General features: G+C 40.3%; 28 protein-coding genes. 12 read left to right on the forward strand and 16 right to left on the reverse strand.

The window, feature by feature from the left end; all coding sequences use genetic code 11:
* Positions 1-21: 21 nt before the first annotated feature.
* From M2369_RS15240 to M2369_RS15250, 3 genes are all read right to left on the reverse strand, one after another.
* On the reverse strand, positions 22-681 hold the full coding sequence (locus M2369_RS15240; protein ID WP_396126117.1) for an EcsC family protein: 660 nt from the start codon (positions 679-681) through the stop codon (positions 22-24).
* A gap of 101 nt (positions 682-782) precedes the next feature.
* Positions 783-2,003, reverse strand: coding sequence for an ABC transporter permease (locus M2369_RS15245; RefSeq protein ID WP_007497169.1), 1,221 nt, complete (start codon positions 2,001-2,003; stop codon positions 783-785).
* Complete coding sequence (locus M2369_RS15250) at positions 1,996-2,736, reverse strand: ABC transporter ATP-binding protein (RefSeq protein ID WP_008348877.1); 741 nt, start codon at positions 2,734-2,736, stop codon at positions 1,996-1,998. The genes M2369_RS15245 and M2369_RS15250 overlap by 8 nt, the downstream gene beginning before the upstream one ends.
* 487 nt (positions 2,737-3,223) lie before the next feature.
* Here M2369_RS15250 and M2369_RS15255 point away from each other — a divergent pair, with 487 nt between their 5' ends.
* The 3 genes from M2369_RS15255 to M2369_RS15265 all read left to right on the forward strand — a co-directional run bounded on the left by M2369_RS15255 (position 3,224) and on the right by M2369_RS15265 (position 5,534).
* The gene (locus M2369_RS15255) at positions 3,224-3,652 is read left to right on the forward strand and encodes an HIT family protein (RefSeq protein WP_008348883.1); all 429 of its coding nucleotides are present in this window, start codon (positions 3,224-3,226) and stop codon (positions 3,650-3,652) included.
* 158 nt (positions 3,653-3,810) lie between these two features.
* Positions 3,811-4,890, forward strand: a complete 1,080-nt coding sequence (serC, locus tag M2369_RS15260; RefSeq protein WP_259254821.1) for a 3-phosphoserine/phosphohydroxythreonine transaminase — start codon at positions 3,811-3,813, stop codon at positions 4,888-4,890.
* Between the two features lie 125 nt (positions 4,891-5,015).
* Complete coding sequence (locus M2369_RS15265) at positions 5,016-5,534, forward strand: tryptophan transporter (protein ID WP_259254823.1); 519 nt, start codon at positions 5,016-5,018, stop codon at positions 5,532-5,534.
* A gap of 47 nt (positions 5,535-5,581) precedes the next feature.
* Here M2369_RS15265 and yhzF read toward each other — a convergent pair whose 3' ends face one another.
* Positions 5,582-5,773, reverse strand: coding sequence for a membrane protein YhzF (gene yhzF / locus M2369_RS15270; RefSeq protein ID WP_008348888.1), 192 nt, complete (start codon positions 5,771-5,773; stop codon positions 5,582-5,584).
* A gap of 128 nt (positions 5,774-5,901) precedes the next feature.
* On the opposite strand from yhzF, the gene M2369_RS15275 reads away from it, so the two are divergent.
* Both M2369_RS15275 and M2369_RS15280 read left to right on the forward strand, forming a co-directional pair.
* A complete protein-coding gene (locus tag M2369_RS15275; protein ID WP_007497160.1) occupies positions 5,902-6,258 on the forward strand; it encodes a YtxH domain-containing protein in 357 nt (118 codons plus the stop codon).
* A gap of 187 nt (positions 6,259-6,445) precedes the next feature.
* The gene (locus M2369_RS15280; protein WP_008348891.1) at positions 6,446-7,060 is read left to right on the forward strand and encodes an HTH-type transcriptional regulator Hpr; all 615 of its coding nucleotides are present in this window, start codon (positions 6,446-6,448) and stop codon (positions 7,058-7,060) included.
* Here the strand turns inward: M2369_RS15280 and M2369_RS15285 are convergent.
* Positions 7,038-7,382, reverse strand: a complete 345-nt coding sequence (locus M2369_RS15285; RefSeq protein ID WP_007497157.1) for a YhaI family protein — start codon at positions 7,380-7,382, stop codon at positions 7,038-7,040. The two genes, M2369_RS15280 and M2369_RS15285, sit on opposite strands and share 23 nt — an antisense overlap.
* Positions 7,383-7,617: 235 nt before the next feature.
* Here M2369_RS15285 and M2369_RS15290 point away from each other — a divergent pair, with 235 nt between their 5' ends.
* Both M2369_RS15290 and M2369_RS15295 read left to right on the forward strand, forming a co-directional pair.
* A complete protein-coding gene (locus tag M2369_RS15290; RefSeq protein ID WP_008348895.1) occupies positions 7,618-8,136 on the forward strand; it encodes a DUF3267 domain-containing protein in 519 nt (172 codons plus the stop codon).
* A gap of 82 nt (positions 8,137-8,218) precedes the next feature.
* Complete coding sequence (locus M2369_RS15295) at positions 8,219-8,404, forward strand: hypothetical protein (RefSeq protein WP_072368131.1); 186 nt, start codon at positions 8,219-8,221, stop codon at positions 8,402-8,404.
* 53 nt (positions 8,405-8,457) lie between these two features.
* Here M2369_RS15295 and M2369_RS15300 read toward each other — a convergent pair whose 3' ends face one another.
* Complete coding sequence (locus M2369_RS15300) at positions 8,458-8,547, reverse strand: YjcZ family sporulation protein (protein ID WP_017360317.1); 90 nt, start codon at positions 8,545-8,547, stop codon at positions 8,458-8,460.
* Positions 8,548-8,692: 145 nt separating this feature from the next.
* Entirely contained in the window at positions 8,693-8,779 is an 87-nt protein-coding gene (locus tag M2369_RS15305; RefSeq protein ID WP_008361129.1) for a YjcZ family sporulation protein, read from the reverse strand.
* A gap of 161 nt (positions 8,780-8,940) precedes the next feature.
* On the opposite strand from M2369_RS15305, the gene M2369_RS15310 reads away from it, so the two are divergent.
* Complete coding sequence (locus M2369_RS15310) at positions 8,941-9,816, forward strand: peptidylprolyl isomerase (protein WP_007497153.1); 876 nt, start codon at positions 8,941-8,943, stop codon at positions 9,814-9,816.
* Between the two features lie 59 nt (positions 9,817-9,875).
* Here M2369_RS15310 and M2369_RS15315 read toward each other — a convergent pair whose 3' ends face one another.
* The 4 genes from M2369_RS15315 to M2369_RS15330 form a co-directional block, all read right to left on the reverse strand.
* Positions 9,876-10,106: a sporulation YhaL family protein gene (locus tag M2369_RS15315; protein WP_017360318.1), complete on the reverse strand. Its 231-nt coding sequence runs from the start codon at positions 10,104-10,106 to the stop codon at positions 9,876-9,878.
* Between the two features lie 108 nt (positions 10,107-10,214).
* Positions 10,215-11,168, reverse strand: coding sequence for a 3'-5' exoribonuclease YhaM (gene yhaM / locus M2369_RS15320; protein WP_081114753.1), 954 nt, complete (start codon positions 11,166-11,168; stop codon positions 10,215-10,217).
* Between the two features lie 62 nt (positions 11,169-11,230).
* Entirely contained in the window at positions 11,231-14,017 is a 2,787-nt protein-coding gene (locus tag M2369_RS15325; RefSeq protein WP_259254834.1) for an ATP-binding protein, read from the reverse strand.
* Positions 14,018-14,033: 16 nt separating this feature from the next.
* Complete coding sequence (locus tag M2369_RS15330) at positions 14,034-15,248, reverse strand: metallophosphoesterase family protein (protein ID WP_259254835.1); 1,215 nt, start codon at positions 15,246-15,248, stop codon at positions 14,034-14,036.
* A 173-nt stretch (positions 15,249-15,421) separates the two neighbouring features.
* Here M2369_RS15330 and M2369_RS15335 point away from each other — a divergent pair, with 173 nt between their 5' ends.
* Positions 15,422-15,610, forward strand: coding sequence for a YhzD family protein (locus M2369_RS15335; RefSeq protein WP_113767248.1), 189 nt, complete (start codon positions 15,422-15,424; stop codon positions 15,608-15,610).
* A gap of 35 nt (positions 15,611-15,645) precedes the next feature.
* Here M2369_RS15335 and M2369_RS15340 read toward each other — a convergent pair whose 3' ends face one another.
* Entirely contained in the window at positions 15,646-16,461 is an 816-nt protein-coding gene (locus tag M2369_RS15340; RefSeq protein WP_216895866.1) for an enoyl-CoA hydratase, read from the reverse strand.
* 135 nt (positions 16,462-16,596) lie between these two features.
* Here M2369_RS15340 and M2369_RS15345 point away from each other — a divergent pair, with 135 nt between their 5' ends.
* The 3 genes from M2369_RS15345 to M2369_RS15355 all read left to right on the forward strand — a co-directional run bounded on the left by M2369_RS15345 (position 16,597) and on the right by M2369_RS15355 (position 18,712).
* Positions 16,597-16,923, forward strand: coding sequence for a potassium:proton antiporter (locus M2369_RS15345; RefSeq protein WP_231101368.1), 327 nt, complete (start codon positions 16,597-16,599; stop codon positions 16,921-16,923).
* Positions 16,924-16,987: 64 nt separating this feature from the next.
* Positions 16,988-17,485 (forward strand): cation:proton antiporter regulatory subunit, encoded by a 498-nt coding sequence (locus tag M2369_RS15350; protein WP_017366937.1) that lies wholly within the window; start codon positions 16,988-16,990, stop codon positions 17,483-17,485.
* A 3-nt stretch (positions 17,486-17,488) separates the two neighbouring features.
* Complete coding sequence (locus M2369_RS15355) at positions 17,489-18,712, forward strand: cation:proton antiporter (RefSeq protein ID WP_113767245.1); 1,224 nt, start codon at positions 17,489-17,491, stop codon at positions 18,710-18,712.
* A 37-nt stretch (positions 18,713-18,749) separates the two neighbouring features.
* Here M2369_RS15355 and M2369_RS15360 read toward each other — a convergent pair whose 3' ends face one another.
* From M2369_RS15360 to M2369_RS15375, 4 genes are all read right to left on the reverse strand, one after another.
* The gene (locus M2369_RS15360; RefSeq protein ID WP_216895868.1) at positions 18,750-20,024 is read right to left on the reverse strand and encodes a lysine N(6)-hydroxylase/L-ornithine N(5)-oxygenase family protein; all 1,275 of its coding nucleotides are present in this window, start codon (positions 20,022-20,024) and stop codon (positions 18,750-18,752) included.
* 75 nt (positions 20,025-20,099) lie between these two features.
* On the reverse strand, positions 20,100-21,599 hold the full coding sequence (locus tag M2369_RS15365; protein WP_259254845.1) for a coproporphyrinogen III oxidase: 1,500 nt from the start codon (positions 21,597-21,599) through the stop codon (positions 20,100-20,102).
* Positions 21,600-21,712: 113 nt separating this feature from the next.
* Positions 21,713-22,579 (reverse strand): Cof-type HAD-IIB family hydrolase, encoded by an 867-nt coding sequence (locus M2369_RS15370; RefSeq protein WP_008348923.1) that lies wholly within the window; start codon positions 22,577-22,579, stop codon positions 21,713-21,715.
* A gap of 446 nt (positions 22,580-23,025) precedes the next feature.
* A complete protein-coding gene (locus M2369_RS15375) occupies positions 23,026-23,382 on the reverse strand; it encodes a YlbF/YmcA family competence regulator (protein WP_008348927.1) in 357 nt (118 codons plus the stop codon).
* Between the last annotated feature and the right edge of the window lie 39 nt (positions 23,383-23,421).

Raw genomic sequence — 23,421 nt, forward strand, 5'->3', positions numbered from 1 at the left:
CCGCTGCCACCAGCGGCTTTTCTATTTCGATTCTTTCAACACTCTCAAGTGAAACACATGGCGTGCGACTTCACCAAGCTGTCCTGTCAGCTGATGATTTGCCACCCCACCAACAGCGGCACCGACCACAGGCATTAATTGAAACAGCTTCACAAGGTCAATATAATCTCGATATTCCTGCTGAAAGCTATACCAATCCATTTCTTCCCGGGTTGTTTCCCATTCTTCAATGAGTTTCATCATTTTTTGACGGTGTGCACTGCTTGAAAAGGCGAGTTGAAAAATACAAAGCAAAAAGAGCCTTTCCTCTTTTTGAGACAAATCAAATCCATATATACAAGCAAGCTCATATAGACATTTCATTTTAATACTCAAAAGGAGAGGGAAATCCGCCATTCCGAGAAACAATCCACCCGCACCTGTGCCAATTCCTTCAATCGCAGCGGCCTTTTGATAATATGTCACCTTTTCCTTTGCCAGCTCATTTCGCTCTACAATAGACAATTGTTCATCAATGACTGTAAATGAAGAAAAATGGCTTCCTGATACGGTGGATTCAACCATTGTTTTCACCGCACTTGTGATGACTTGATGAAATCGAGCAGGGATTCGACGATTCACTTGCTGCTGAACGCCTTTTGAAAACCGCTCGATCTTGGATGGTTTTCTTAAAAAACGCATTTGAAAAAAATGGCCTCTTCATACAGTTCCCGTTCAGCTGCATTCATCCCAGTACCCTCCTTGGTGACATCATACGCTCGCTGTAAAAAACAAATCTCCGCTTATCTCATCTTTTTTAATCTGCTTTGTACGTAAGGCTTGAATAGGACAAGCACAAATACCAATGAAATGAGAAGAGCAAGTCCGCTTCCCTTCCATCCACCTGCTGGGAAAACGGCGGAGCTCAGTACAATTGACTGGATGATGAGTACATTTCGTACGAGAACAAAAAAGCTTCGATCTTTTTCTTGCTGAGACACAGGATAAAGTGCCTGTAACGACAGATGAGCAAAGTGCTTTGTTAACGGGACAAGCTGTACACCTGTGATAAAGACTGTAAACAAGACAAGTAATGCCCCCACCCAGCCTGCTGCACCTGTATACAAGAGGATGAGCACAAACACGACCGTTAACCTAAACACAAGACCAAAATAGTCATTTGAACGTAAAAACGCCCTCACATACATATAAGAAAAAGCTTTACGCTGTTCATAAGGGACAAACTGCAAGACCCAGTCCATATACGCCCTTCTTTTCACTTGTTTCTTTAAATGAGGGACATCCGTAAATAAGTTTGCCAAGCGGTAAAAACGCTGTTTTCGTTTTAGCTCATCAGAAATATGCAATTCCCATTGAAAGGGCTGTTTTTTTACTGCATTTGTTAGATAAATGAGATAGACAGCATATAAAAGATAAAAAACAATGGCAATGGCATAAGCTGCTTGTAAAACGGTATACATTAACATTGTATTGAGCAGAAAACGAATCACTGCATCAATCCATCTGACATGTTTCCCTTGAAAATAAGTGATTCTCCATTGAATCGCTGTATTCAGACCTTTTATTAAGATCATTTGCGCCAAAATGAGCACATATAGCATCAGATCGCCTGAGGAGACAGCCGAATATAGCGGAAGTGCAATAATGGACACGGCAATCAAAGGAAATAACTGAGAAATGAAGCTAAAGTTAAACGCTTGTTTTAAATAAGGGTCCATCTTAGCTTCCAAAGGAAGCATAAACACAAGATCTGCCTCTTTGATCAACGTTCGCACGTAAGAACTAGTCAGTACCAATGAGAAAACAACTGCCATGACCCAATAGGATGGGAAGTGAGCTGGAATATGCTTCAGCCAATTACTGTACCAGCTCGCCCCGCCTGCAAGGAAAAAAATGAGCACAATCACAAGATGATCGTTGAACATATATTTTAAATATTTTCTTGTTTCTTGTACGTGTTCTTCTAATCGTGATTTCCAAATGGTTTGCGTTGTTTTACTCATAGCTTTCTTCCTTTGTTAATTCCAAATAAAGATCATCGAGTGTCGCATCTCTCATGTTGAACTGCTCTCTTAGTTCTGTCAGTGTTCCTTTCGCTCTAATTTCCCCTTCATGCAAAATAATAAAGGAATCACAATAACGTTCCGCTGTGGCTAAAATATGCGTTGACATCAGAACACTTGCGCCATTTTGTTTCGCCGCATTCATACGTTCTAATAGTGCGTTGATCGCAAGCGGATCAAGCCCTAAAAACGGCTCATCGATAATATACAACTCTGGCTCCACAAGAAACGCACACATAATCATCACCTTCTGCTTCATCCCTTTAGAAAAATGAGCAGGGAACCATTTCAATCGCTTCTCCATTCGGAATTCCTTCAGCAAAGACGGCAGACGTTCTTCTAATTGTTCTTTTGAAAGGCCGTAAGCCATCGCTGTCAGCTCTAAATGCTCTTTTAACGTTAATTCTTCATATAAGACAGGTGTCTCTGGAATAAACGTAAATTGTGAACGATACGCCTCTTGATCTTCTTGAAGGGTTCGTCCGTTCAGCTCAATGACCCCTTTATGAGGTTTCATTAATCCAATAATATGACGAATGGTTGTACTTTTTCCCGCCCCGTTTAAGCCAATGAGACCAACGATTTGGTTTCTTTCTAATTCAAATGAAATATTTTTCAGAACGGGATTCTTTGTATATCCACCCGTTACATCTTTTACAGTTAGAAGGGACATCAGTTCGTTCCTTTCTTTCTTTTTTCCTTTATAGTACCAAAAACGAAAGACAATTTGAAATGTTTACCTATAGACAACTCATGAATAAAACATCGGCATACTGGTCATCATAATGTATGTAGAAGAAATGAACTTGATGACCAATACGTAAATGAGGTGTTTGTTAAAGGCAATAACCGCATGACAAATTGGTTTTTCATCTAAAAACCTTAGCTTCTGTTTTGCTTCACTGATTCTTGATTTTTGTGTCCTATACAAATATGTATATGACGAACCAAAACGTCAAATGAGGTGTTTACGGCAGAAATAGCAGGCATATGAATTCTTTATTTCAGTAAATAGAGAATTCAAAAGGCATATCAAATGAAAGCATCAGCATTTCTTCTGCAGGAGCAGGATGAGCGACCAAAGGAGTTCGCTTGTCCTGTTTTCTTTTTTGCTTCTTTTTGTGATACGATAAAGGAAAAATAATGAGGAGTGACATGGCGTGAGCGACTGCATTTTTTGCAAGATCATTGATGGAGACATTCCATGTGCAAAAGTATATGAAGACGAGCATGTATTGGCTTTTCTTGATATCAGCCAAGTAACAAAAGGACATACCCTTGTAATCCCGAAAATACATAAAGAAAACATTTATGACATGACACCAGAAGTGTCTAATCATTACTTCCAAGCGATTCCAAAAATCGCTAGAGCCATCAAACAAGAATTTGAACCAATTGGTTTAAACCTTCTGAACAACAACGGTGAAAAAGCCGGGCAATCTGTGTTCCATTACCATATGCACATCATTCCACGTTATGGCAAAGGCGACGGCTTTGGTGCCGTATGGAAATCTCATCAAGATCAATATACATCAGAGGATTTAAAAGACATTTCTTCTGCCATCCATACGCGCCTTACCTCATCTTAATTGATGAGGTTTTTCTTTTTTTCACTTCTTTTCTGTGCTTATCCTCTGAATCGTAAGATATTTAGGACGATTCAAATTTTTTGTCCAAATGCTTCAAATTTGTGATAGGATGGTTTTATCTTTTGATCCATTAACGCGAGAAATAGGGAGAGATTGTGATGAAGCGAACGACGAATTTTAATGCTGGTCCGGCGGCGCTGCCGCTAGAAGTGCTTCAAAAAGCACAGGAAGAACTTGTTGATTTTAAACAAACCGGGATGTCTGTGATGGAACTTTCTCATCGCAGCGGTGAGTATGAAGAAGTCCACAATAAAGCGAAAGCACTCTTGGTAGAATTGATGGACATTCCAGAAGATTATGAGGTCCTCTTTTTACAAGGCGGGGCAAGTCTTCAATTTGCAATGATTCCGATGAACTTCTTACATGAAGGCGAAACGGCTCATTTCATCCAAACAGGTGCTTGGTCAGAGAAAGCCTTGTCAGAAGCAAAAGGGTTTGGTGAAACATCAGTGTTTGCCTCAAGTGAAGACGACAACTATTCGTATATTCCAGATGTAGATGCTTCCGTTTTAACTGACGGTGCTTACTTGCACATCACATCGAACAATACCATTTTCGGTACTCAGTGGAAAACGTTCCCGAACACGTCACTCCCGCTTATTGCCGACATGTCCAGTGATATTCTCAGCAAAAAAATAGACGTGTCTTCATTTGATTTGATTTATGCCGGGGCACAAAAAAATCTAGGGCCTTCTGGTATCACGATTGTGATCGCGCGCAAACGTTTATTAGAGAAAGAAAAAAGCGGCACACCTAAAATTTTAAAATATTCAACACATGCCAAAGCCAATTCTCTTTATCACACACCACCGACTTTTGCGATTTATATGCTGTCCCTTGTCCTGGAGCATGTGAAACAGGCGGGCGGCGTAGAAGCAGCAGAAAAACGGAATGAACAAAAAGCAGCGCTTCTGTATGATACGATTGATCAAAGCGGCGGTTTTTACAAAGGACATGCACGTGCTGACAGCCGTTCACATATGAATGTCACGTTTACCCTGCGTGATGATGCACTCACTGCATCCTTTGTGGAGAAAGCAAAACAAGAACAAATGGTTGGACTCGCCGGCCACCGTTCTGTTGGCGGATGCAGAGCCTCGATTTACAACGCTGTCTCTATAGAAGACTGCCAAAGGCTTGCGGACTTTATGAAAAAGTTCCAGCAAGAAAATGAGTAAAAAGGCTTTTCTATCGTGAAATAAATTTGTTATAATAACGAGAAATATAAAGTCATGACTCTTGCAATAAATGATCAGCCATATTATTGGAGAGTTCTAAGAGCTTAGCAGAGGAGAGCATAGAAATGAAAACAAAAGAATTAGTGATTATGTCATTGCTTGCAGCAATGGGAGCTGTTTTGCATACGATTTTCCCGCCCATCTTTTTCGGAATGAAACCTGATATGATGCTGGTTATGATGTTTTTAAGCATCATCCTTTTTCCGAAGGTACAGCATGTCGTTGTGATCGCCCTAGTCACTGGGGTCATTTCCGCTTTGACAACAGGTTTTCCAGGCGGACAAATTCCCAATATGATTGATAAACCGGTGACAGCCTTGATCTTCTTAGCCCTTTTCTTATCTTGCCAGAAGATCAAGAACAAAGTCGTTCTGACCGCTGTACTCACCGCTGTTGGGACCGTCGTATCGGGCGTGATTTTCTTATCTGCCGCTTTACTGATTACTGGACTGCCGGCTGCGTTACCAGCACTTCTTGTAGGTGTTGTCCTACCAGCAACTGTGATAAATACGATAGCTATGGTATTTGTCTTCCCGATTGCTCAGTCGATATTAAAGCGTGCAAGAATGATTGAAGTCGCTTAACGAATAACTGAACCTCTTCATTGGATGAAGAGGTTTTTTTCATGCTTCTATAAAAGAAAAAGGGTAAGCAGCAAAATGGAGAGCGAAATCCCTGCACCTGCCGCACACACAATTGCTTTTTGTCTTAATACATGTTTTGGCGGATAAGACCCTGCATACCCAAGCTGCCTTACATAATGAATGGAACCACCTGCGAAAATCACACACATACACGTAAAAACGAACAGAAAGACAGACACCCTTCTCCCCTCCCTTTTCTTCAAAAGTATGCTAAAATAAAGCAAGCTATGTATGGAAGTTCAATGAAGCTGATCGTCAGCTCAGAGAGAACATGCGAATGTGTAAAATTTGACTAGAGGTGATTGGAATGGCTAGTGGACGTTCTTTATTAACAGGATTATTTGTAGGCGGTCTCCTCGGAGGTGCGGCAGTGCTCCTGACGACTCCCTCTTCTGGCAGAGATGTACGCGGAAAGATGAAAGACGGCTATGACAAATTCGAAGATACGCTGACAAGATTAAAAAGAGATGGACAAGCTTTAAAAGAGCAGATTGTTGAAACCGCAAAAGAAAGTGCTGAGGTCATTAAAGAGGTCGGGACTGAATTGCAAACATCCATTCAGCAATGGCGCGAGGAAATCAAACCTCATCAGCAGGACTTACAAAAGGAAATTCAGGAAATTGAGGAAAAGCTCAAACAACTGGAGAAAACCTTACAAAACTAATATACTCACAAAAAAATATTCGTTTACAAAAGTGTGCGGGGTGCGTATCCCGCACTTTTTTTGTTGAAAAAAGGTTATTTTGTCAATGTTTTTCATGACTTTTAAAAATTCTTGAATTTTCAGCTTTATTAATCTTTATTTTATTGGCATAATAGAATTACAAGAAAAAGAGAAGTAGGTGAAATGGATGAATCATTCGGAACAGCCTTTCGATGTAAAAGAAGCACTTTTATTCAGTCAAAGAATGGCCCAATTGAGCAAAGCTCTTTGGAAATCCATTGAAAAGGACTGGCAGCAGTGGATCAAACCGTATAACCTAAATATTAATGAACATCATATTTTGTGGATTGCGTATCAATTAAAAGGAGCTTCAATATCAGAAATTGCAAAGTTTGGCGTCATGCATGTATCAACGGCGTTTAACTTCTCTAAAAAATTAGAGGAAAGAGGATTTTTAAAATTTTCTAAAAAGTTAAACGATAAACGCAATACGTATATTGAACTAACGCCAAAAGGCGAAGAGACATTCCATAAACTACTCGAAGATTACGACCCGGCCCGAACTGGTATTGTCAAAGGCGCACAGCCGCTTCATGACATTTACGGAAAGTTCCCTGAAATTTTAGAAATGATGTGTATTATCCGAAACATTTATGGTGAGGATTTCATGGAGATTTTTGAGAAATCGTTTTCAAACATTGAGAAGGACTTTTTGAATGAACGTGGGAAAGTCACGAAAAAGCCTGAAGAACTTGAAGACTCAGCGGAGGAAAAAGCGGCTAAAGCAAATCAAATTGTTTAATGATCTTTATAAATTCATTCATTAACGGCTGAAACAGCCCTTGATCATGCAAAGCAAAAATCGTCTCATGAACATCCAACTTTTCAATTAACTGTCCCGCAAACAGCGCAAGGAGATCGTCGAACATGACGTAGCCTTGTGCTTTTTGCTTGTCCATTTCATCTGAGAGCTCAGCACAAATACGCTCAATGTCCTTTGCCTCTTCTTTCGATACACGCTGCCGGATCAATAGCGCATAATATGGATAACGGCTCATATCTGTCGCCGTCAGTAACAGTTCCATATAATATTCGAGCTGGCTCATTCGTTCCTCAATACTCATGTACGTTCCCTCTTTCTCTTAGTCACTCTATTTTAGCCGAAATTACTCATTGACGAAAGAGACGAACCTCCCTCTTATGTCTTTTTTTCTTGAAAAACCCAAAGTTTCCTCTCTTTATTCCATATGAATGTAACAATTTATTTTTTTTCTTGAAAACCATTGATTTTTATCCTCAGGAAGAGTAAATTATCTTGAGATATTCAATTAGTTTTTTTCGAGATTGGAAGGATGAAAAATGAATTGTTGGAAGACCATTAATCTTGAAAAGGATTATGGTTATACGAGAATGATGATTTCAGCCATATGTCTGACTGTATTTTTTTTCATTATGGCATTTTTATGTTTTCAACTGACTCATCCTGAAACGAGACTCAGCAGTCACAATGCACCGCTTTTTATCGTGCTTTTACTTGCGACATTGCTTGTCCACCGCGTGGTTCACTTGATCCCAGTCATGAAACATAAGAAAAAAATGACGTTATTTAAACGAAATTGCTGGCAGCGCGTGCCTAAGAGAGTGATGCTTTTCTCACTGCTCAGCCCGTTTTGTGTCATCTCACCTGTTTACTTTGTTTTAGGAATGGCATTTCCAATGTACGCACACTATTTTATCATGATCGCAAGTATTCATGCAGGCTATTGTTTGCCTGACTTTTTATTTGCTTGGAAACTGCTAAAAGCGCCAAAATCATGCATCATTGATCAAGCCCAAGACGAGTTTGATATTTTAGTTGACCCAACTTCCTCATCATGAGGTTTTTAAAGCCAACTTCTATCTTTTTCATAAAAAATTTGGTAATGTAGTATGGGAATAGCATAGAGAGGGGGGATCTCCGATAGTTTTATTTTACTTCATCGTCTTTGCCGCGTTTATTGTGTATTCAATAAACAGGCTTACTAATACATTATGCCTTGTCAGAGAGATTCCTGAAGAACGGCAAGATAAGGTGTTTCGCTTTATCAATGTATCGATACTGATCTTACTGATCTCATCATTTGTTGAAATTACCATATCTATTTAAGATCAAAGCAAAAGCTGCCTGTTTGATGGCAGCTTTTTGTGTATGATGATCTATTAGCAAATCCAAGATGCACCGATAATGATCAATAAGATAAATAATACGACGACTAGTGCAAAACCGCCAGCAAAGACTTCTCCTCCCATGTGAAAACACCTCCTGCCAGTTCTTCCTCTGTTCTAAGCTCAGTGTATGCAGAAAATTTTAAAACGTTTAGGCACTTGTCATCGTTTTAAAAAAGAACCGCCCGCACGCATGGCAGGACGGCTCCTTTCTGTCACAGCGATTTAATTAATAAAGATATGCTGCACCAACGATGATCAGCAAAATGAATAGCACGACCAATAAAGCAAACCCATTAGAATATCCTGCTCCCATATAATTCAGCCTCCTTTTTGTGATCAATATATGTGTATGTTGGTCGCAAAAATTTGACTAGACGAATGCCCTCCCATTTGCATTTCTTTTTACAGCATGTCACAATATGTTATGATACAAGCAATGATAAATAAATTGGAAAGATTAGGAGTGTTTTTTGAATGAAAAAAATGGCTTTAGCAGCTGTAACAGCAGTAAGTGTTTTAACTCTTGGCGCATGCAGTAGCGGTGACAAAGAAGTGATCGCAACCACAAAATCAGGAGATGTCACAAAAGAAGAGCTTTACACAACACTTAAGAAACAAGCAGGTGGAGATGCTTTAAACCTACTTGTTCAACAAAAGGTTCTTGCTGACAAATACAAAGTATCAGATAAAGAAATTGATAAGAAATTGGAAGAATATAAAAAGACACTTGGTGAAGATCGTTTAAAACAACTTCAAGATGAATTCGGAAAAGATTACATCAAAGATCAAGTAAAATATGAGCTGCTGACTCAAAAGGCTGCCAAAGCTAACATCAAAATCACTGACAAAGAAGTAAAAGCGTATTACGATGACCTAAAAGGGAAAATCCGCGCAAGCCACATTTTAGTTGCTGACAAGAAAACAGCAGATGAAGTAGAAAAGAAATTAGATAAAGGCGAAAAATGGGATGACCTTGTATCTGAATATTCAACTGACACTGCTTCAGCAGCACAAGGCGGCGATGTAGGCTGGTTCGCAAAAGATGGCCAAATGGATGAGAACTTCAGTAAAGCTGCCTTCAAACTAAAAGTAAATGAAATCAGCAAACCAGTAAAATCTCAATTTGGTTACCATATCATTAAAAAGACCGAAGAACGCGGTAAATACGATGACATGAAAGCAGACTTGAAAAAAGAACTGCTTGATCAAAAACAAGCAGATAACAATGAAATTCAAACGATCTTAAACAAATTGGTGAAAGATGCTGATGTGAAAGTAAAAGATAAAGAACTTGAAAATACATTCAAAGAAAAATCTGAGCAAACCACACAACAAACAACAAACCAATAATGAACGCAAAACAACCCCTCTACATGACTTTGTAGAGGGGTTGTTTGTATTCTTATTGGTTATGCAATCGAATGGTCCTCATGCTTCGCCGTTTCCTGGGATCGTTTCATTTGCTGTCCTTGACGTCTACGCTCTCTCTCCTGCTCCATTCGTTCGATAAAGATTTCTCCCTCTTTTTCAATAAAGGATTGATCAATCTCTTGCTCCTCTTTGGCTGTCGTCATTAATTTATAGGCACAAAAGATAATACCAATGATACATGCATATACCCACCATGGAAAAAATAACATTGTCTTCGCCTCCTTTTTCAGGACTACTCTCTCTTCCTTTGTGTTACATGCTTATGCGAAAAGAAGACAAGTTATGAAAAAAAACGCCCGCATCAAACGGGCGTTTTATCATGATGATTCATTGTGAAAGGTTGGTTTATAAAACGAACGATTCTCTAGTGCAAAAATACGCTCTGTATATTCTCCTGGCTTCACATGCTCAAGCGCACGATCCATCATGTTCATTTTTGCATCTAAATTATCTATATAGTGGAGAATTTCGGCTTCCTTCACCATTGGTGGTTTAGGACTGCCCCACTCCCCTTTTCCATGATGACTCAGCACTAAATGCTGCAGAATCAGAATTTCCTCAGAATCAATGCCAAGCTCCTCTGCGGCTTTCGCAATTTCTGTCACCATAATAGAAATGTGGCCAATTAAGTTCCCTTCTACTGTATATGTGGTGGAGACAGGACCCGAAAGCTCTTTGACTTTCCCTAAATCATGTAGAATGATCCCTGAATATAAAAGATCTCGATCTAGTGATGGGTATAGATCAACAATGGCTTTCGCTAAATGAAGCATCGATACCACATGATAGGCAAGACCCGAAACAAACTCGTGATGGTTTTTCGTAGCTGCTGGGTAATCAGCGAATTCCTGTCCATATTTCTTCAGCAAATGTCTTGTGACACGCTGAATATTAGGGTTTTTCATATCAAAAATATATTGCATGATGGTATCCATCATATCGTGCTTTGGAATAGGAGCTGTTTCTAGAAAATCATCAATGCGGATTTGCTCGTTTTCAGCAACAGGACGTATATTCCTAAGCTTCAGCTGATTCCTTCCGCGATAATGATGAATATCACCTACTACCTTCACAATGGTTTGCGCAGCATATGTGAGTTCATCATTCTGCTTTGCATCCCATAGCTTCGCCTCAATATCTCCACTTTGATCTTGAAGAATTAACGTTAAAAATGGTTTGCCATTACTCGCAATCCCTTTAGTAGATGATTTAATTAATAAATGCAGGTCAACTTGTTCGCCGACGTCATAGGTCATGATCCCTTTAGCCATTCAATAAATGCTCCTTCCATGTTTCTGCTCATATAAGTATAACATAAGTCATAATTTGTCAATCATTCCACTACTAAGCTCGTAATCTGCCCGTCTTCCGCTGCTTGTTTCATATAATGATGACAAGTGAAATAAAACAGCTGTGTTTCAAAACGAGTGAGTTCACTCATCAGCTCCAGCACCCTGTCTAGACGGACATGATCAAAGTGAACGAAACTGTCATCCATCATAAATGGGAGCTGACAATCTTGCTGGTGGGACAAAGCAAGTGCAAAACGAATCGAGAGATAAATTTGCTCACATGTTGCTTGTGAAAGCTCCTCCGGGCGGAATAGGCGTCCATCCCTCCGTTTCACAATCAGCCGGTCATCTTCGGCAGAAAATAAAATCACTTCATATCGATCATTCGTTAACGGCTGAATAAATCGGGAAGCTGTTTGGAGGAGTGCTGGTAGCCTCGTTTCTTTATGTTCATTGAGTTTCTCTCGAATGACGGAACGAACGAGCTGAATAGCCGCCCATTTTTTCGCTAGATGCTTTGCCTGATCCTGCTCAACAGCAAGCTGATGAGTCAAATCAGACACTGTACCTGATGCTTCTATTTGGCGTATTTCTACTGCTAATTCTGCCAAGCGTTTTTTCATATTCGTCACATTCTCTTGCATGTCATTCAGACGTCTTTTTGCTTGTGCACACTGCTCCTCAAGGGTGCGTAAACCTTTACGGACAATGACCTCTTCCTCATCTATATAACCGCTTTTGTGCAGCTCTTGGTTCAGCTGCTGCAAATTGTACAGCCGCTCCCGGTATTCTTTTGATAGATGAGATAGGACATGATAATCTTCTTTTGACGCTGCTTCTACTTTTCGAAAAAGCTCGTCCGTTTGTTTTTCATAATATTGAACTTCTCCTTCTAATGTTGTCAGCTGCTGCTCTACATGTTGAATGGATACGTGCAATGTCTGACGTTCTTTTTCTCTTTTTTCCTCATCTTTCAATATCTCTTGAAAGGCTGAGATATTCTCTTGAATGGTCCCTTCTTTTCTTTGAAGGAGACTCATGAGCGCTGAAACTCTTTGCTCGTAGGTCGATTGCTGCTGTGTGAGCATCTCTATTTCCTTGTTAAGCGCCTCATATGCCGCTGTATTCGCTTTTAATTGTTTCAAGATATGGAAAGCTTCCACAAGGAATGAGAGCTCTGAGGACAAACCCAGCTGCCTTCTCATATCTTCTACTTGCTGCTGTACAGGTTCCAGTTCCCGCTCCCAGTCTTCATATTGCTGTATCATTCTTTCGTATAAAAGCTCCTTTTGCTTCACTAGCGTTTCAGCTGAAGCTGTTTGAACTTGAAAGGAATGATAGGCGTTACTGTCGTTTGCTTCCTTCATCTGAGTCTGTTTAAGCACTGGATAAATTGCGATCAAGATAAATACAGAAAATCCTGCAAACAGTAACGTCACCCAGCTCTCTGCTAAAACGAATAAGACCGTGAGAATGACAGCACATAGCACGAACATCAGCGGAAATAACCACACTCTGGAATGATTCTGTTTCACTGTAGCCCTTGTGCCCCTGACATCTTCTGCATCTTGCTGTTTAACGGGCTGTTCCTTTAATCCTTTTAGAGCGGCTTCCGCTTCTTCCAGCTCATGTCTTGCATGATCAAACCGGTCATCGAGCTGCGTTTTCCTATCCATTAAACGAACGTATTGGCTCACAGCCTCTTTTAATTCCCACTCAAAGTCAAGTGAATCATCCAGCTGGTCAAGCTTGATGGGACGCTGCCTCTTCAGCTTCGCTGATGCTTCTTCTATTTTTTGTTTCAAAGAATTCTGCTCTGTTTTCCCTTCTGCTAAGCGTTTCTTCACAAGTTCAGCATCCGATGATTCAGCTATGACTCGCTTCATCTCCAATACCGTATCCTTGTCATAGAGTGGCTGAACTTGCGTGAGCGACGTTTGCAAATGATCTAATTTTTGTTTCAGTGCCGTCACTTGCGCCTTTTTTGGGTGAAGGTGTGATTCTAATTTATCAAGTTCATGCGCGGTTTCCGGTCTAAACCGTTTGACTCGTTCTGGATAACTAGCCAAATCTTTTTTTAACTCTATCTTGTTTTCTATCATAGGATAAAGTCGAATATGTTCAGTCAAAAGCTGAATCTCTTCTTCAGTCTGTCTCATTTCATGCTGAAGCATTTCTACCTTCTCAGTTAATTCAGCTTGTTCTTTTTTCTTTTCGGTATAACGACTTTCTACCAATTTGGCCTGTTTCAACTTACCTGACAGCTCTTTTACATGATCAAGCTGCTGATTTAATTCAGGCTTACGTCCATTGGGTTTAAAAAGCTGCTCCTGCTGTTTTAGCAGCCTGCTGTCCATTTTGGATGCCGCATCTGAGCCAAACAAACTTGAAAAGAGTAGAAATTCCCCTATTTGATCTTGATTTAATGCTTGTACATTTTGCAGACCAAACACGTCAAAAGAATAGATTGATTGGTATAATCTGCGATCTGTTCCCTTTAACATCGCGTGTAGAAACGCTTCACCTTTCACTTCACCATTTGGCAGCAACACCTGAGCTTGGCCGCCATGATCAGATGTTCTTTCAATATGAATCACACCTAATTCCTCATCTAAACATGTAAGAGACCCGCCATAAAATGAGCCATGCTTTGGCTTATACATATGGCTTTTGGAAAAACCAAATAACATCGATTCAATAAACGCCTTCAATGTCGTTTTCCCCGATTCATTCAGGCCATAAACTAACTGAAAACCGTCATCAGAAAAGTGGAAGGTTTGATTGGAAAATTTCCCGAAATTCGCAATATGGAGTGAACGTATTTTCATCATGCCTCTCCTTTTCTCATAAATGCTTCAGCTGTTCTGCCAGCAGCCTTTGTGCCTCTTCTTTAATATCGATCTCGTCCTCTTTTGTAAAAGCTCTTCCTGCCTTTCTATAGGTTGGATGACGCTTGATCGGTGAAAGCAGCTCATCATACGCATCAAACTCGGCAATTTCTGCTGTTAGTTCTGTCAAAAAAGAATCTTCTAGATAGACGGCATCTTCATGTGTCCGGCAGTCAATCGACATCACCCAAACGAACAAGTCTTCATCTTCCTCCTGTTCATGAAGAACAGCCATCAGCTCCTCAAGCACTTCAAGCTGCGTGAGCTCCATATAAGCAGGAGCATCGCCAGTTAGTTCGATTTTCACAAAATGAGGAACACCTCTCTCTTTCAGTCCACTCATCTTTTTGTCCACAAGTATCACAAGATCGGTCATATGAGCGGTATGTGTGATATCTATTGTCAATGTCTCAAAGGTGACATCTGAACAGCTCATAAACTCCGCTCTTTGAGCATCTTCAGATAGGTAAACGACATAACAGCCTTTCTCTCCTGTTTCTTTTATATGTCTTCCTTGCACGTTTCCAGGATAGATCACCATTGGGTCTTCATGCAGAAGAGCCCGCTTATGAATATGTCCAAGCGCCCAATAATCAAAATCCCGCGCTAGAAGCTGCTGAAGCTGAAATGGTGCATACGCATCATGCCCTTCTTGACCTGCTAATGTGCCGTGAAGCATTGCAATATGATAGGGGGCATCTGTTGTTTTTTCATAATAAGGTGTCATATTTTCATGGACAGCTCGATCTTTGTAGCTGAACCCGTAAATACTTGCCACAAGCTGACCTTCTCTATAAAAGGCTTGCTCACTTGGCGTACTGCTCAAAAAAACGTGAACATTCTCTGGCCACTCAATTGGTGTCCATTCACCACCTAAATGATCATGATTACCATAGATAATAAACACTTCAATCCCGTGTGATTGTAGCTGAAGAAACTGATTTCTTAAAAAAAGCTGTGCTTTTAGGCTGCGATTCGATTCGTCAAATATATCTCCGCTCAGCAGCATAAAGTCTACTTCTCGATCAATTGCAAGTTCAAACATGTTCTTGGCACTTTGAAATGTACTTTCTTTCAACCTCTTAAAAATTCGGTTCGGTATATTGGACATTCCCGCAAACGGACTATCTAAATGAAGATCTGCGGCATGAATAAAAGTGAGCTTCGTCAAACGTCTATCTCCTTGTACGTTACTGTAGTTGTCCATATTTTATCACGCCGTTTTTACGAATGCACGTTCTATCGCTCTCATTCTAAAAAACACATTTTTAGGGGTGAAAAAAGAGGTTTTAACTTCCTCCTTGTATAATTCATTAAAAAACAAAAAGAAAGGGAAGATCAGAGATGGAGAAAACCTACTTTTTGACTGTATTTGATTCGTCAGGTAAAACCTTATTAAATGAAAAAATCACCACAGATAGTGATGAAAAAGCAAAAGAATTAGGACGTCATCGTTTAATCGAACAACAATACACAAAGCATTCTCACCGGCTCGTAAATGATGCAGGTAAACTTCTTTTATTTGAACGTTAAAAAAGCCGGCATCCGCCGGCCATTCATTCTTCTATTTAATGAAACACAGGACGTCTTTTTTCCAAAAACGCTTGAACACCCTCCTGATGATCACGGCTTTGTCTCAGTCTAGCTTGTGCAGCACGCTCTTTTTGAAGAACGGCTAACAGCTTTGATTCTGACTGCTGAAAATAAATCATCTTTGTTTCAACAAAGGCTTGAAGCGGCATATTTAAAAATGGCTTGACGCACGCTTTTTGATACGTATCCACCTCATCTTGAAACACGCCGTCTGCAAGGCGAAGCTTGAGCGCTTCTTCAGCCGGCAGCTTTTGTCCGCTCCAAATCAATTGTTTAGCGGTTTGTTCACTAACTCTTTTGGTGAGGAAAAAATGCCCTCCGCCATCTGGAATTAACCCGATTCCATTAAAGTTCATGGCAAGTTTAGCATCTTGATGCATAAACAAATAGTCACAGCTAAGGGCAAAGCTAAAAGCAAGACCAGCCGCTGCCCCGTGAACAAGTGCAATCGTCACTTTTTTCATACTGGCTAAAGAAAGTGTAATTCCCTCGATCAAATCCATCACGCGATGAAAATCTTCTTCACGATCTTGCTTTAGCATCATGCCAATATCTCCGCCTGCTGAAAACCCTTTGCCCATCCCCTTAAGAACAACAATTTTCGCACTGCTCTCACTCGCTGTATCACACGCTTCCTTCAATTCAGCAAACATGTCAACATGAAACGAATTATACGCTTCAGGCCTATTGAAAACGATTTCAAAAATATCCCCGTCTACCTGACAATTAATATATGTCATCATCCATTCCCCCTCTTTCTTTTCAAGCTCATGACTTACTTCAATTTCCATCAAGCAATTCCTTTTCCTCTACATAAAAAATTTCAAGATCAACTGATACTAAAATAAGCATAATTATTGAAACGAGAAATATATTTTTATATAGTAAAATAAGAAATAAAACATCATATGAAAGGGGGAGAATGATTGATAAGAAGTTCCATATGTATATTGATTAGTTGCATCGTCATGTTTTCTCCCTTTTCAAATGTCGTTTTTGCTTCACAAGCAGAAGCGAGCACACCAAGCCTGATTTCTCCATCGATTTATGATGAAGAAATCAACGCTGTGAAGACACCTCCATTCTCAAAAAAACATGCCGCATCTCTTCTGTTAAAACAGAGGTTATCAATAGGCGCTTCAAAAGCTTTTCTTGTAAAGCTTGCACTAGCCACAGCGTTATCTATTGATTTATGTTTTTTAGAAATGAAGTGTGCAATCCCCATTATGTACCAATCAAATTACCTCGACTGATTCATTTTATTTCATCCGTACTCACTATATGAAAAACAAAACCTATCATATTCGGAGGGATAAAATGAACATTAAAGAAAATGATCTTCCTGGGATTGGAAAGAAATTTGAAATTGAAACGAGAAATAGAGAAAAGATGACGATTGTGATTCATGATGATGGCAGACGGGAGATTTATCGTTTCGACGATGAAGATCCAGATGAAGTACTGTCCACCATTTCTCTCGATGATGCTGAAGCCCGGCAAATTGCTGCCATTATTGGCGGTATGGTGTATAAGCCGCAAGCACTTGAAACGATTGAAATGGCGTTCAATGATTTGATCATTGAATGGTTTAAGGTAGAAAAAGACGCAAAAGCGGTTGGACATACACTCGGCGATTTAGATGTGAGACAAAATTATGAAGTCACCGTCATTGCGATCATTAAACATACAAATGAAAAATTACTCAACCCCGGTGCCGATTCGATAATTCAAGCAAATGATACGATGGTCATTTCAGGCGAAAGAAAACACTTGAAGCGATTGATACGTGATTTTCTTTCTAGAGGGGGAGAGTGATGAATGGATCATTTAGTCTTTGAAGTTGGAACGGCGCTTATTCTCATCGCCATTGCCAGCTTAATCGCCAATAAAATTAAATTTTCTATCATTCCTTTTCTCATTGTCCTCGGGATGATTGTTGGTCCGCATGCACCAACCATCGGGATCATTGATTTGAAGTTTATCGAGAGCACCGAGATTATTTCGTTTTTTGGTAGAATGGGTGTCCTGTTCCTTCTATTCTACCTCGGGCTTGAGTTCTCTGTCGGCAAACTCATAAAATCAGGTAAATCCATTGCAGTCGGCGGATCTATTTATATTTTGATCAACTTTAGCTTAGGATTGCTTTATGGGTTTATCACAGGCTTTGGATTCCTTGAAGTCCTCATTATGGCAGGCGTTATCACCATTTCATCCAGCGCCATTGTCGCCAAAGTCCTTGTCGATTTAAAACGGACAGCGAACCCTGAAACAGAGTTAATTCTTGGGATTATTATGTTTGAGGATATTTTTCTCGCCGTCTATTTATCTGTCGTATCCGGTCTTGTCCTTGGAGATGCCACGTCCGTTGGCGGTGCCTTATTATCTATTTTAATCGCTTTTGGTTACATGATGATTTTCTTTATCATCGCACGTAAGCTGCCAAAACTATTAAACAAACTATTCGATATCCGTTCAAATGAAGTATTTATCATTGTCATTTTTGCCGCTTTGTTCTTCGTGGCTGGTTTTTCAGAGACGATTCATGTCGCAGAGGCCATTGGCGCTCTCTTACTCGGTCTTATGTTTTCAGAAACAGAGCACTCAGATCGCATTGAACATCTCGTTGTTCCTTTTAGAGATTTCTTTGGCGCCATGTTCTTCTTCAGCTTCGGATTGAGTATTGATCCATTTACATTAGGAGATGCCTTCTGGCTTGCGATCGGCGCTGTCATTCTCACCTTAATTGGGAACTTCACCGCCGGGATGTTTGCTGGAAGAAGAGCCGGTTTCTCTCATAAAGCTTCTTCTAATATTGGATTAACCATCGTATCAAGAGGAGAGTTTTCCATCATTGTAGCCGAACTTGGGATTGCAGGCGGGCTTGCCGCTACATTGAAGCCATTTGCTGCATTATATGTATTAATCCTTGCGATTTTAGGACCGCTAGTGACGAAAGAATCAAAGCGTATCTATCAAATCCTAAACAAAATCTTCAAATGGAAAACTGAAAAACCGAAAGTAAAAAGAGAAACAACCATTTAATTGAAAAGGGCCCTGTGCTGGGGCCCTTTTTTTATATCTATTCAAATTGCTGAAATGCTGTTTCTTGCTTCACTTGTTCTTTCGTATCCCCGCGAATGGTTCGGATGACTTTCTGATTGCGGTAGATCGATAGTTTTAAATTGGTCGCCGCTGTTCCATGAGAGTGATCGAGGTTCGTGAATGTAAAGAAATGATGAGACCGTTTGTCTTTAAACACAAGCCTGAAGTCGTCTGTCACTTTAAAATGCTCATCGCTTTCCCATTCAATCAATGGTTCATATACGCTAAACCATTCCGGAATATTAGGCGTATATCCTGTAGCCAATACCACATGATTGGCTGTGATTTTCTTTTCTTTCTTGAGCTGCCATTGTTTCAAATGCAGCTCTAACTGCTGCTCATCCTCCATATGTATCGCTTCAAGCTCAGTCATTGGCTGAATGAGTACAGAAGGCTCTTCTCCTGAAACGGAGCGATGGTACAATTCCTGATAAATACGAGAAAGCGTCGATGCATCTATGCCATTCCTTAATCCTGCCAGTCTAGGCAATGTGTTCATCCGTTCTTCATAAGGAAGGGAATGAAAATATTCAACATACTTAGGTGTAAATAGCTCCTGACCAAGCTCCGCTGTCTCTAGTTCTCTAAATTCACTTGAACGTGTAAACCACGAAAGCTGCTGTCCTTTCTTCTGATGCTGAAGCAGGTCTAAGAAAATTTCAGCTGCACTCTGACCTGAACCAATCACCGCCACCGTTTCAGCTTCATGAAGTTCTTTTTGTTGATCCACATAACGGCTGCTATGGGTCACATGCGGCAACGCAGCTTCTGGCACATCGACAGGGACCATCGGCTTGCTTCCCGTTCCAAGGACGACATGCTTTGCACGATATTCAGAAAGCGATCCATCTTTCAACCGCCGAACTTTTACAAGATACCCGTCTTCACAGTCGGTCACTTCTTCCACCTTCATCCCGAACTGACAGCTATCTAATTCACCTGCAACCCATGATAAATACTCATTGAATTCTCTCCGGGGGATATCAAATTGTTCAAATGTATAAAATCGGTGCAGCCTGTTTGATTCATGTAAATAATTTAAAAATGTATACTTGCTCCTTGGATTAGCCATTGTCACAAGGTCCGCTAGAAAGGAAACTTGTAAGTCCGTTCCTTTGATGAGCATACCAGGATGCCAAGCAAATTCGGTTTCCTGTTCAAAAAAACAGCATGTCACATCTTCATACTCCTCTAATAAAGCGGCCAATCCTAAATTTGCTGGCCCAATCCCAATTCCGATCACATCCATCATATGTACACCTGCTTTACCTTTTTACCCCCTATATACCCTTTTACAAATGAAAAAAACACTGCGTCACCGCAGTGTTTACATGTGAGAAACAAATAATGACTCAAGAAACTGAATCTTCTCTTCCGTATAGTGCTCATAACGATCATTATAAGACTTTGGATCTTTTGGATTGGCATACTGCGTAATTTTTCCGGTTCGCGGATCAATGAATTTACTCGCAGCGCCGCATCCAATGCCAATGATCGTCTGCACCTCTTCCATAATGATAATATTATACAAACTTTCCTGTCCATCTAACGAATACCCGACATTTTCGAGATTCCCCAAAATGTTTTTTTGTCTGTATAAATAGTACGGATGATAGTCATGAGCCTTTGTCCAAGCAACCGCTTCATCCATCATACGTGTGATCTCTTCTCGATCTGCCACTTGATACTTTTCCTTATTGCGGGTCATTTCAGACGCTCTCTTAAAGGAAAGGGTATGCACCGTTAAAGATTCAGGCTTCAGTTCTTCTGTTTGCTGCAAGGAATGTTGGAATTCCTTTAGCCCTTCTCCTGGCAGCCCAATGATTAAGTCCATGTTAATATTATTCATGCCATACTGCCTTGATAAATGATACTTTTCAATCGTTTCTTCCACACTATGGTGCCGGCCAATCGCTTTCAATGTTTCATTCTCATATGATTGCGGATTGATACTAATCCGGTCAATATGATAACGGTTGAGCACCTCCAGCTTATCAGGTGAAATCGTATCAGGTCGTCCCGCTTCTACAGTGACTTCCCGAATATGTTTCACATCTGGAAAAGAGCGATACATCTCCTCATACAGCAAATCCATTTCTTCTGCTGTAATACTCGTTGGAGTACCTCCGCCAAAATAAACAGTCGTCACTTTAACCCCATGTTCCTTTAACCATTCGCCCATTTTTTGCATCTCATAATGCAGCCCAAAAAGAAACGTTCCTACTCTTCCAGCTTGTCCTTGAATGGCATAAGCAGGGAACGTGCAATAAGCACATTTTGTTGGACAGAAAGGAATACCGATATAAATACTCACTTCCTCCTGCAGATCGTACAGATCTGGAATGGCTTTGATTTGACGATCAACAATTTCCTGCATCAAATTGATCTTTTCATCATGAATCAAGTAATCGCGCTTTAACGCTGCATGTGCTTCTTCCTTTGTCATGCCTTCTCTTAGCATCTTATGAAGTAATTTCGTAGGGCGTATCCCCGTAAGAATCCCCCATTTTTGCGTCATTCCTGTATATTCCTGAAGCAGATGTAAATAAACAGACAGCACAGTGTTTTTGATTTGCTTCCAGCGCTCTTTATCGTTCAAGCCCTCCGGCATCTCTCTTGTAAAACAACTCGTCATATCTGATCCAGCAATATGGCCAGAAGCCTCCACCATACCGCCAGTTTCTTTCCAATCAAACACCATGACCAGGCCATCGTTTGCTTCACCTGAATCAAACAGCACTTCACTATCTTCCTCGAATAAATTGGCTATATTGACAAGCGGTCGATGAAATCGTTCATTAGACAGCCCTTTAACTAAAATTCGCATCATATCACCTTTATCTTCAAACTTGTTTCATTTTACAAAATTCATCTAGGAAAAGCAATGAAGAGAACAGACGAAGGCCCTGCCATTTCTTAATAGACAGGGCCTTCACTATATTATCGTTTAATATCAAATTGATGTAAAAAACCTTCCCTTTGCTGCATTCTAAAGTATTCTTTGATCATATAAGCAACACCCTGTTCATCATGAGAACGTGTCACCCAATCGGCTTTACGTTTGACCGAATGAGGTGCATTCCCCATCGCAACGCCTAAGCCAGCTAACTCAAGCATCGGGATGTCGTCTGTCCCGTGACCGATCACGACCGTATCTTCTAATGTAAAACCTAGTGCTGAGGTTAAAAGAGAAAGTCCTGCTTCTTTCGATACCCCTTTGCATACAATATTCATTTTCTCATCACTGATCTTAATCAGATCAACAGATGGGAATGCTTGTTGAATGGTTGTGTGGATTTCAGGCTGAAGTGCTGCCGTCGAATACACTTCAATGACAGGTGTGCTAACCGGTTCATCCATGAGCATATCACTTAATGATTCAACAAATTGAACGGGATAGAAAATGGGATCAGATGGATGAATCAACGTTTTTCCCATCAGTTGAGACTGTGTTTTTTTCCGATTGCCGATTGAGAATTTTTCATGTAACAAGCGAACATTACAATCAAAGCTTTCAAGGATCTGCACAAGATTAAATGTTTTCTCTTCCGTTAATTTCTTCACATGGAGCGGCTCATCAAGCTTATCAGCGATAAATGCACCACTATGCGTCACAAGAGTTGAAGTTGGTATTTTCAACGCCTTGGCAATTTTTTGTGCAGATCGAAAATGACGGTTGGTGACAATCGTCACGTAAACCCCTTTTTTCTTAACATATTCCACAGCTTCTTTTGTAGCGGAATGGATTTTCCCATTGGAACGAAGCAACGTTCCATCTATATTGAGTGCAAGTAGCTTTTTTGACACTGAGGCATCCCCCTTCTTGATGACTGTACTTACGATGAGGATATGCCCTAGCTTAGCGCTTTAGAACATGCAGTTGAAGCAGCCCTTGTTTTATGCCACAATCGCAAATAAAAAAAGCCTACCCCTAGGCTTTTTTTTATGTATGGTTTGGATGCGTAACAATGGCGTGATGAAGCTCCCCATGATCCCCTCATCTTTCACACACCAAAGCATTGCTTATATCATATCCCCTTATGCTTTGCTTTTCTCCCAGAAGCGCTTCTCTCTCATTTGGCTCATCGCCGTAAATCCAAAGTGGAACGCACCCAATTCATCACGATAGCGCTTTTTGAAAGCACTTTCAATAAGTATTATCGCAGAATTTACGAGCTTCGACAACCCTTTTTTTAAAGATATACAAGCGGCGATATGAATGAAAAAAAGGGCGAATATGATCGCCCTTTCAATTAATTTTCTTCAGTATTTCCATAAAGCTCTTCAAGAGGCTTCATGATAATTTTATTTAATTCACCGATGAGAACACTTACGCGTTGTTCTGCTTCCATCAACTGAGAGATTTTATCGTGCTGCTGCACAAGTGCAACCGTTTTTTGCGCTTGCTCTACTTCTTCTTGTGTAATCTCTTGACCAGTCATTTGTTTTTGTTGAAGGTTTACTTGAATGTCACGGAAGTTCTCAAACATTCTTTTAGAGGATTCATCCCCGTTTACCTCATCATAAAGATTTCTTAACGCTGAATATTCTTCGCTATGACGCAGTGCTTTTTCAAGGTCATATGCAACATCATAAAGATTTACAGACATGTTATGTCTCCTTTCTATCCGTTATCACCGATATGGATC

This window comes from Bacillus sp. JUb11, assembly GCF_024807925.1.
GTDB classification, from domain to species: domain Bacteria; phylum Bacillota; class Bacilli; order Bacillales; family Bacillaceae; genus Bacillus; species Bacillus altitudinis.

Coding starts and splice junctions, on each gene's coding strand:
- M2369_RS15240 (WP_396126117.1), bottom strand. CDS start 681: ATGCGTTTTTTAAGAAAACCATCCAAGATCGAGCGGTTTTCAAAAGGC.
- M2369_RS15245 (WP_007497169.1), bottom strand. CDS start 2,003: ATGAGTAAAACAACGCAAACCATTTGGAAATCACGATTAGAAGAACAC.
- M2369_RS15250 (WP_008348877.1), bottom strand. CDS start 2,736: ATGTCCCTTCTAACTGTAAAAGATGTAACGGGTGGATATACAAAGAAT.
- serC (WP_259254821.1), top strand. CDS start 3,811: ATGAAGCGAACGACGAATTTTAATGCTGGTCCGGCGGCGCTGCCGCTA.
- M2369_RS15265 (WP_259254823.1), top strand. CDS start 5,016: ATGAAAACAAAAGAATTAGTGATTATGTCATTGCTTGCAGCAATGGGA.
- M2369_RS15275 (WP_007497160.1), top strand. CDS start 5,902: ATGGCTAGTGGACGTTCTTTATTAACAGGATTATTTGTAGGCGGTCTC.
- M2369_RS15280 (WP_008348891.1), top strand. CDS start 6,446: ATGAATCATTCGGAACAGCCTTTCGATGTAAAAGAAGCACTTTTATTC.
- M2369_RS15285 (WP_007497157.1), bottom strand. CDS start 7,382: ATGAGTATTGAGGAACGAATGAGCCAGCTCGAATATTATATGGAACTG.
- M2369_RS15290 (WP_008348895.1), top strand. CDS start 7,618: ATGAATTGTTGGAAGACCATTAATCTTGAAAAGGATTATGGTTATACG.
- M2369_RS15300 (WP_017360317.1), bottom strand. CDS start 8,547: ATGGGAGGAGAAGTCTTTGCTGGCGGTTTTGCACTAGTCGTCGTATTA.
- M2369_RS15305 (WP_008361129.1), bottom strand. CDS start 8,779: ATGGGAGCAGGATATTCTAATGGGTTTGCTTTATTGGTCGTGCTATTC.
- M2369_RS15310 (WP_007497153.1), top strand. CDS start 8,941: ATGAAAAAAATGGCTTTAGCAGCTGTAACAGCAGTAAGTGTTTTAACT.
- M2369_RS15315 (WP_017360318.1), bottom strand. CDS start 10,106: ATGTTATTTTTTCCATGGTGGGTATATGCATGTATCATTGGTATTATC.
- yhaM (WP_081114753.1), bottom strand. CDS start 11,168: ATGGCTAAAGGGATCATGACCTATGACGTCGGCGAACAAGTTGACCTG.
- M2369_RS15325 (WP_259254834.1), bottom strand. CDS start 14,017: ATGAAAATACGTTCACTCCATATTGCGAATTTCGGGAAATTTTCCAAT.
- M2369_RS15335 (WP_113767248.1), top strand. CDS start 15,422: ATGGAGAAAACCTACTTTTTGACTGTATTTGATTCGTCAGGTAAAACC.
- M2369_RS15340 (WP_216895866.1), bottom strand. CDS start 16,461: ATGGAAATTGAAGTAAGTCATGAGCTTGAAAAGAAAGAGGGGGAATGG.
- M2369_RS15350 (WP_017366937.1), top strand. CDS start 16,988: ATGAACATTAAAGAAAATGATCTTCCTGGGATTGGAAAGAAATTTGAA.
- M2369_RS15355 (WP_113767245.1), top strand. CDS start 17,489: ATGGATCATTTAGTCTTTGAAGTTGGAACGGCGCTTATTCTCATCGCC.
- M2369_RS15360 (WP_216895868.1), bottom strand. CDS start 20,024: ATGATGGATGTGATCGGAATTGGGATTGGGCCAGCAAATTTAGGATTG.
- M2369_RS15365 (WP_259254845.1), bottom strand. CDS start 21,599: ATGCGAATTTTAGTTAAAGGGCTGTCTAATGAACGATTTCATCGACCG.
- M2369_RS15375 (WP_008348927.1), bottom strand. CDS start 23,382: ATGTCTGTAAATCTTTATGATGTTGCATATGACCTTGAAAAAGCACTG.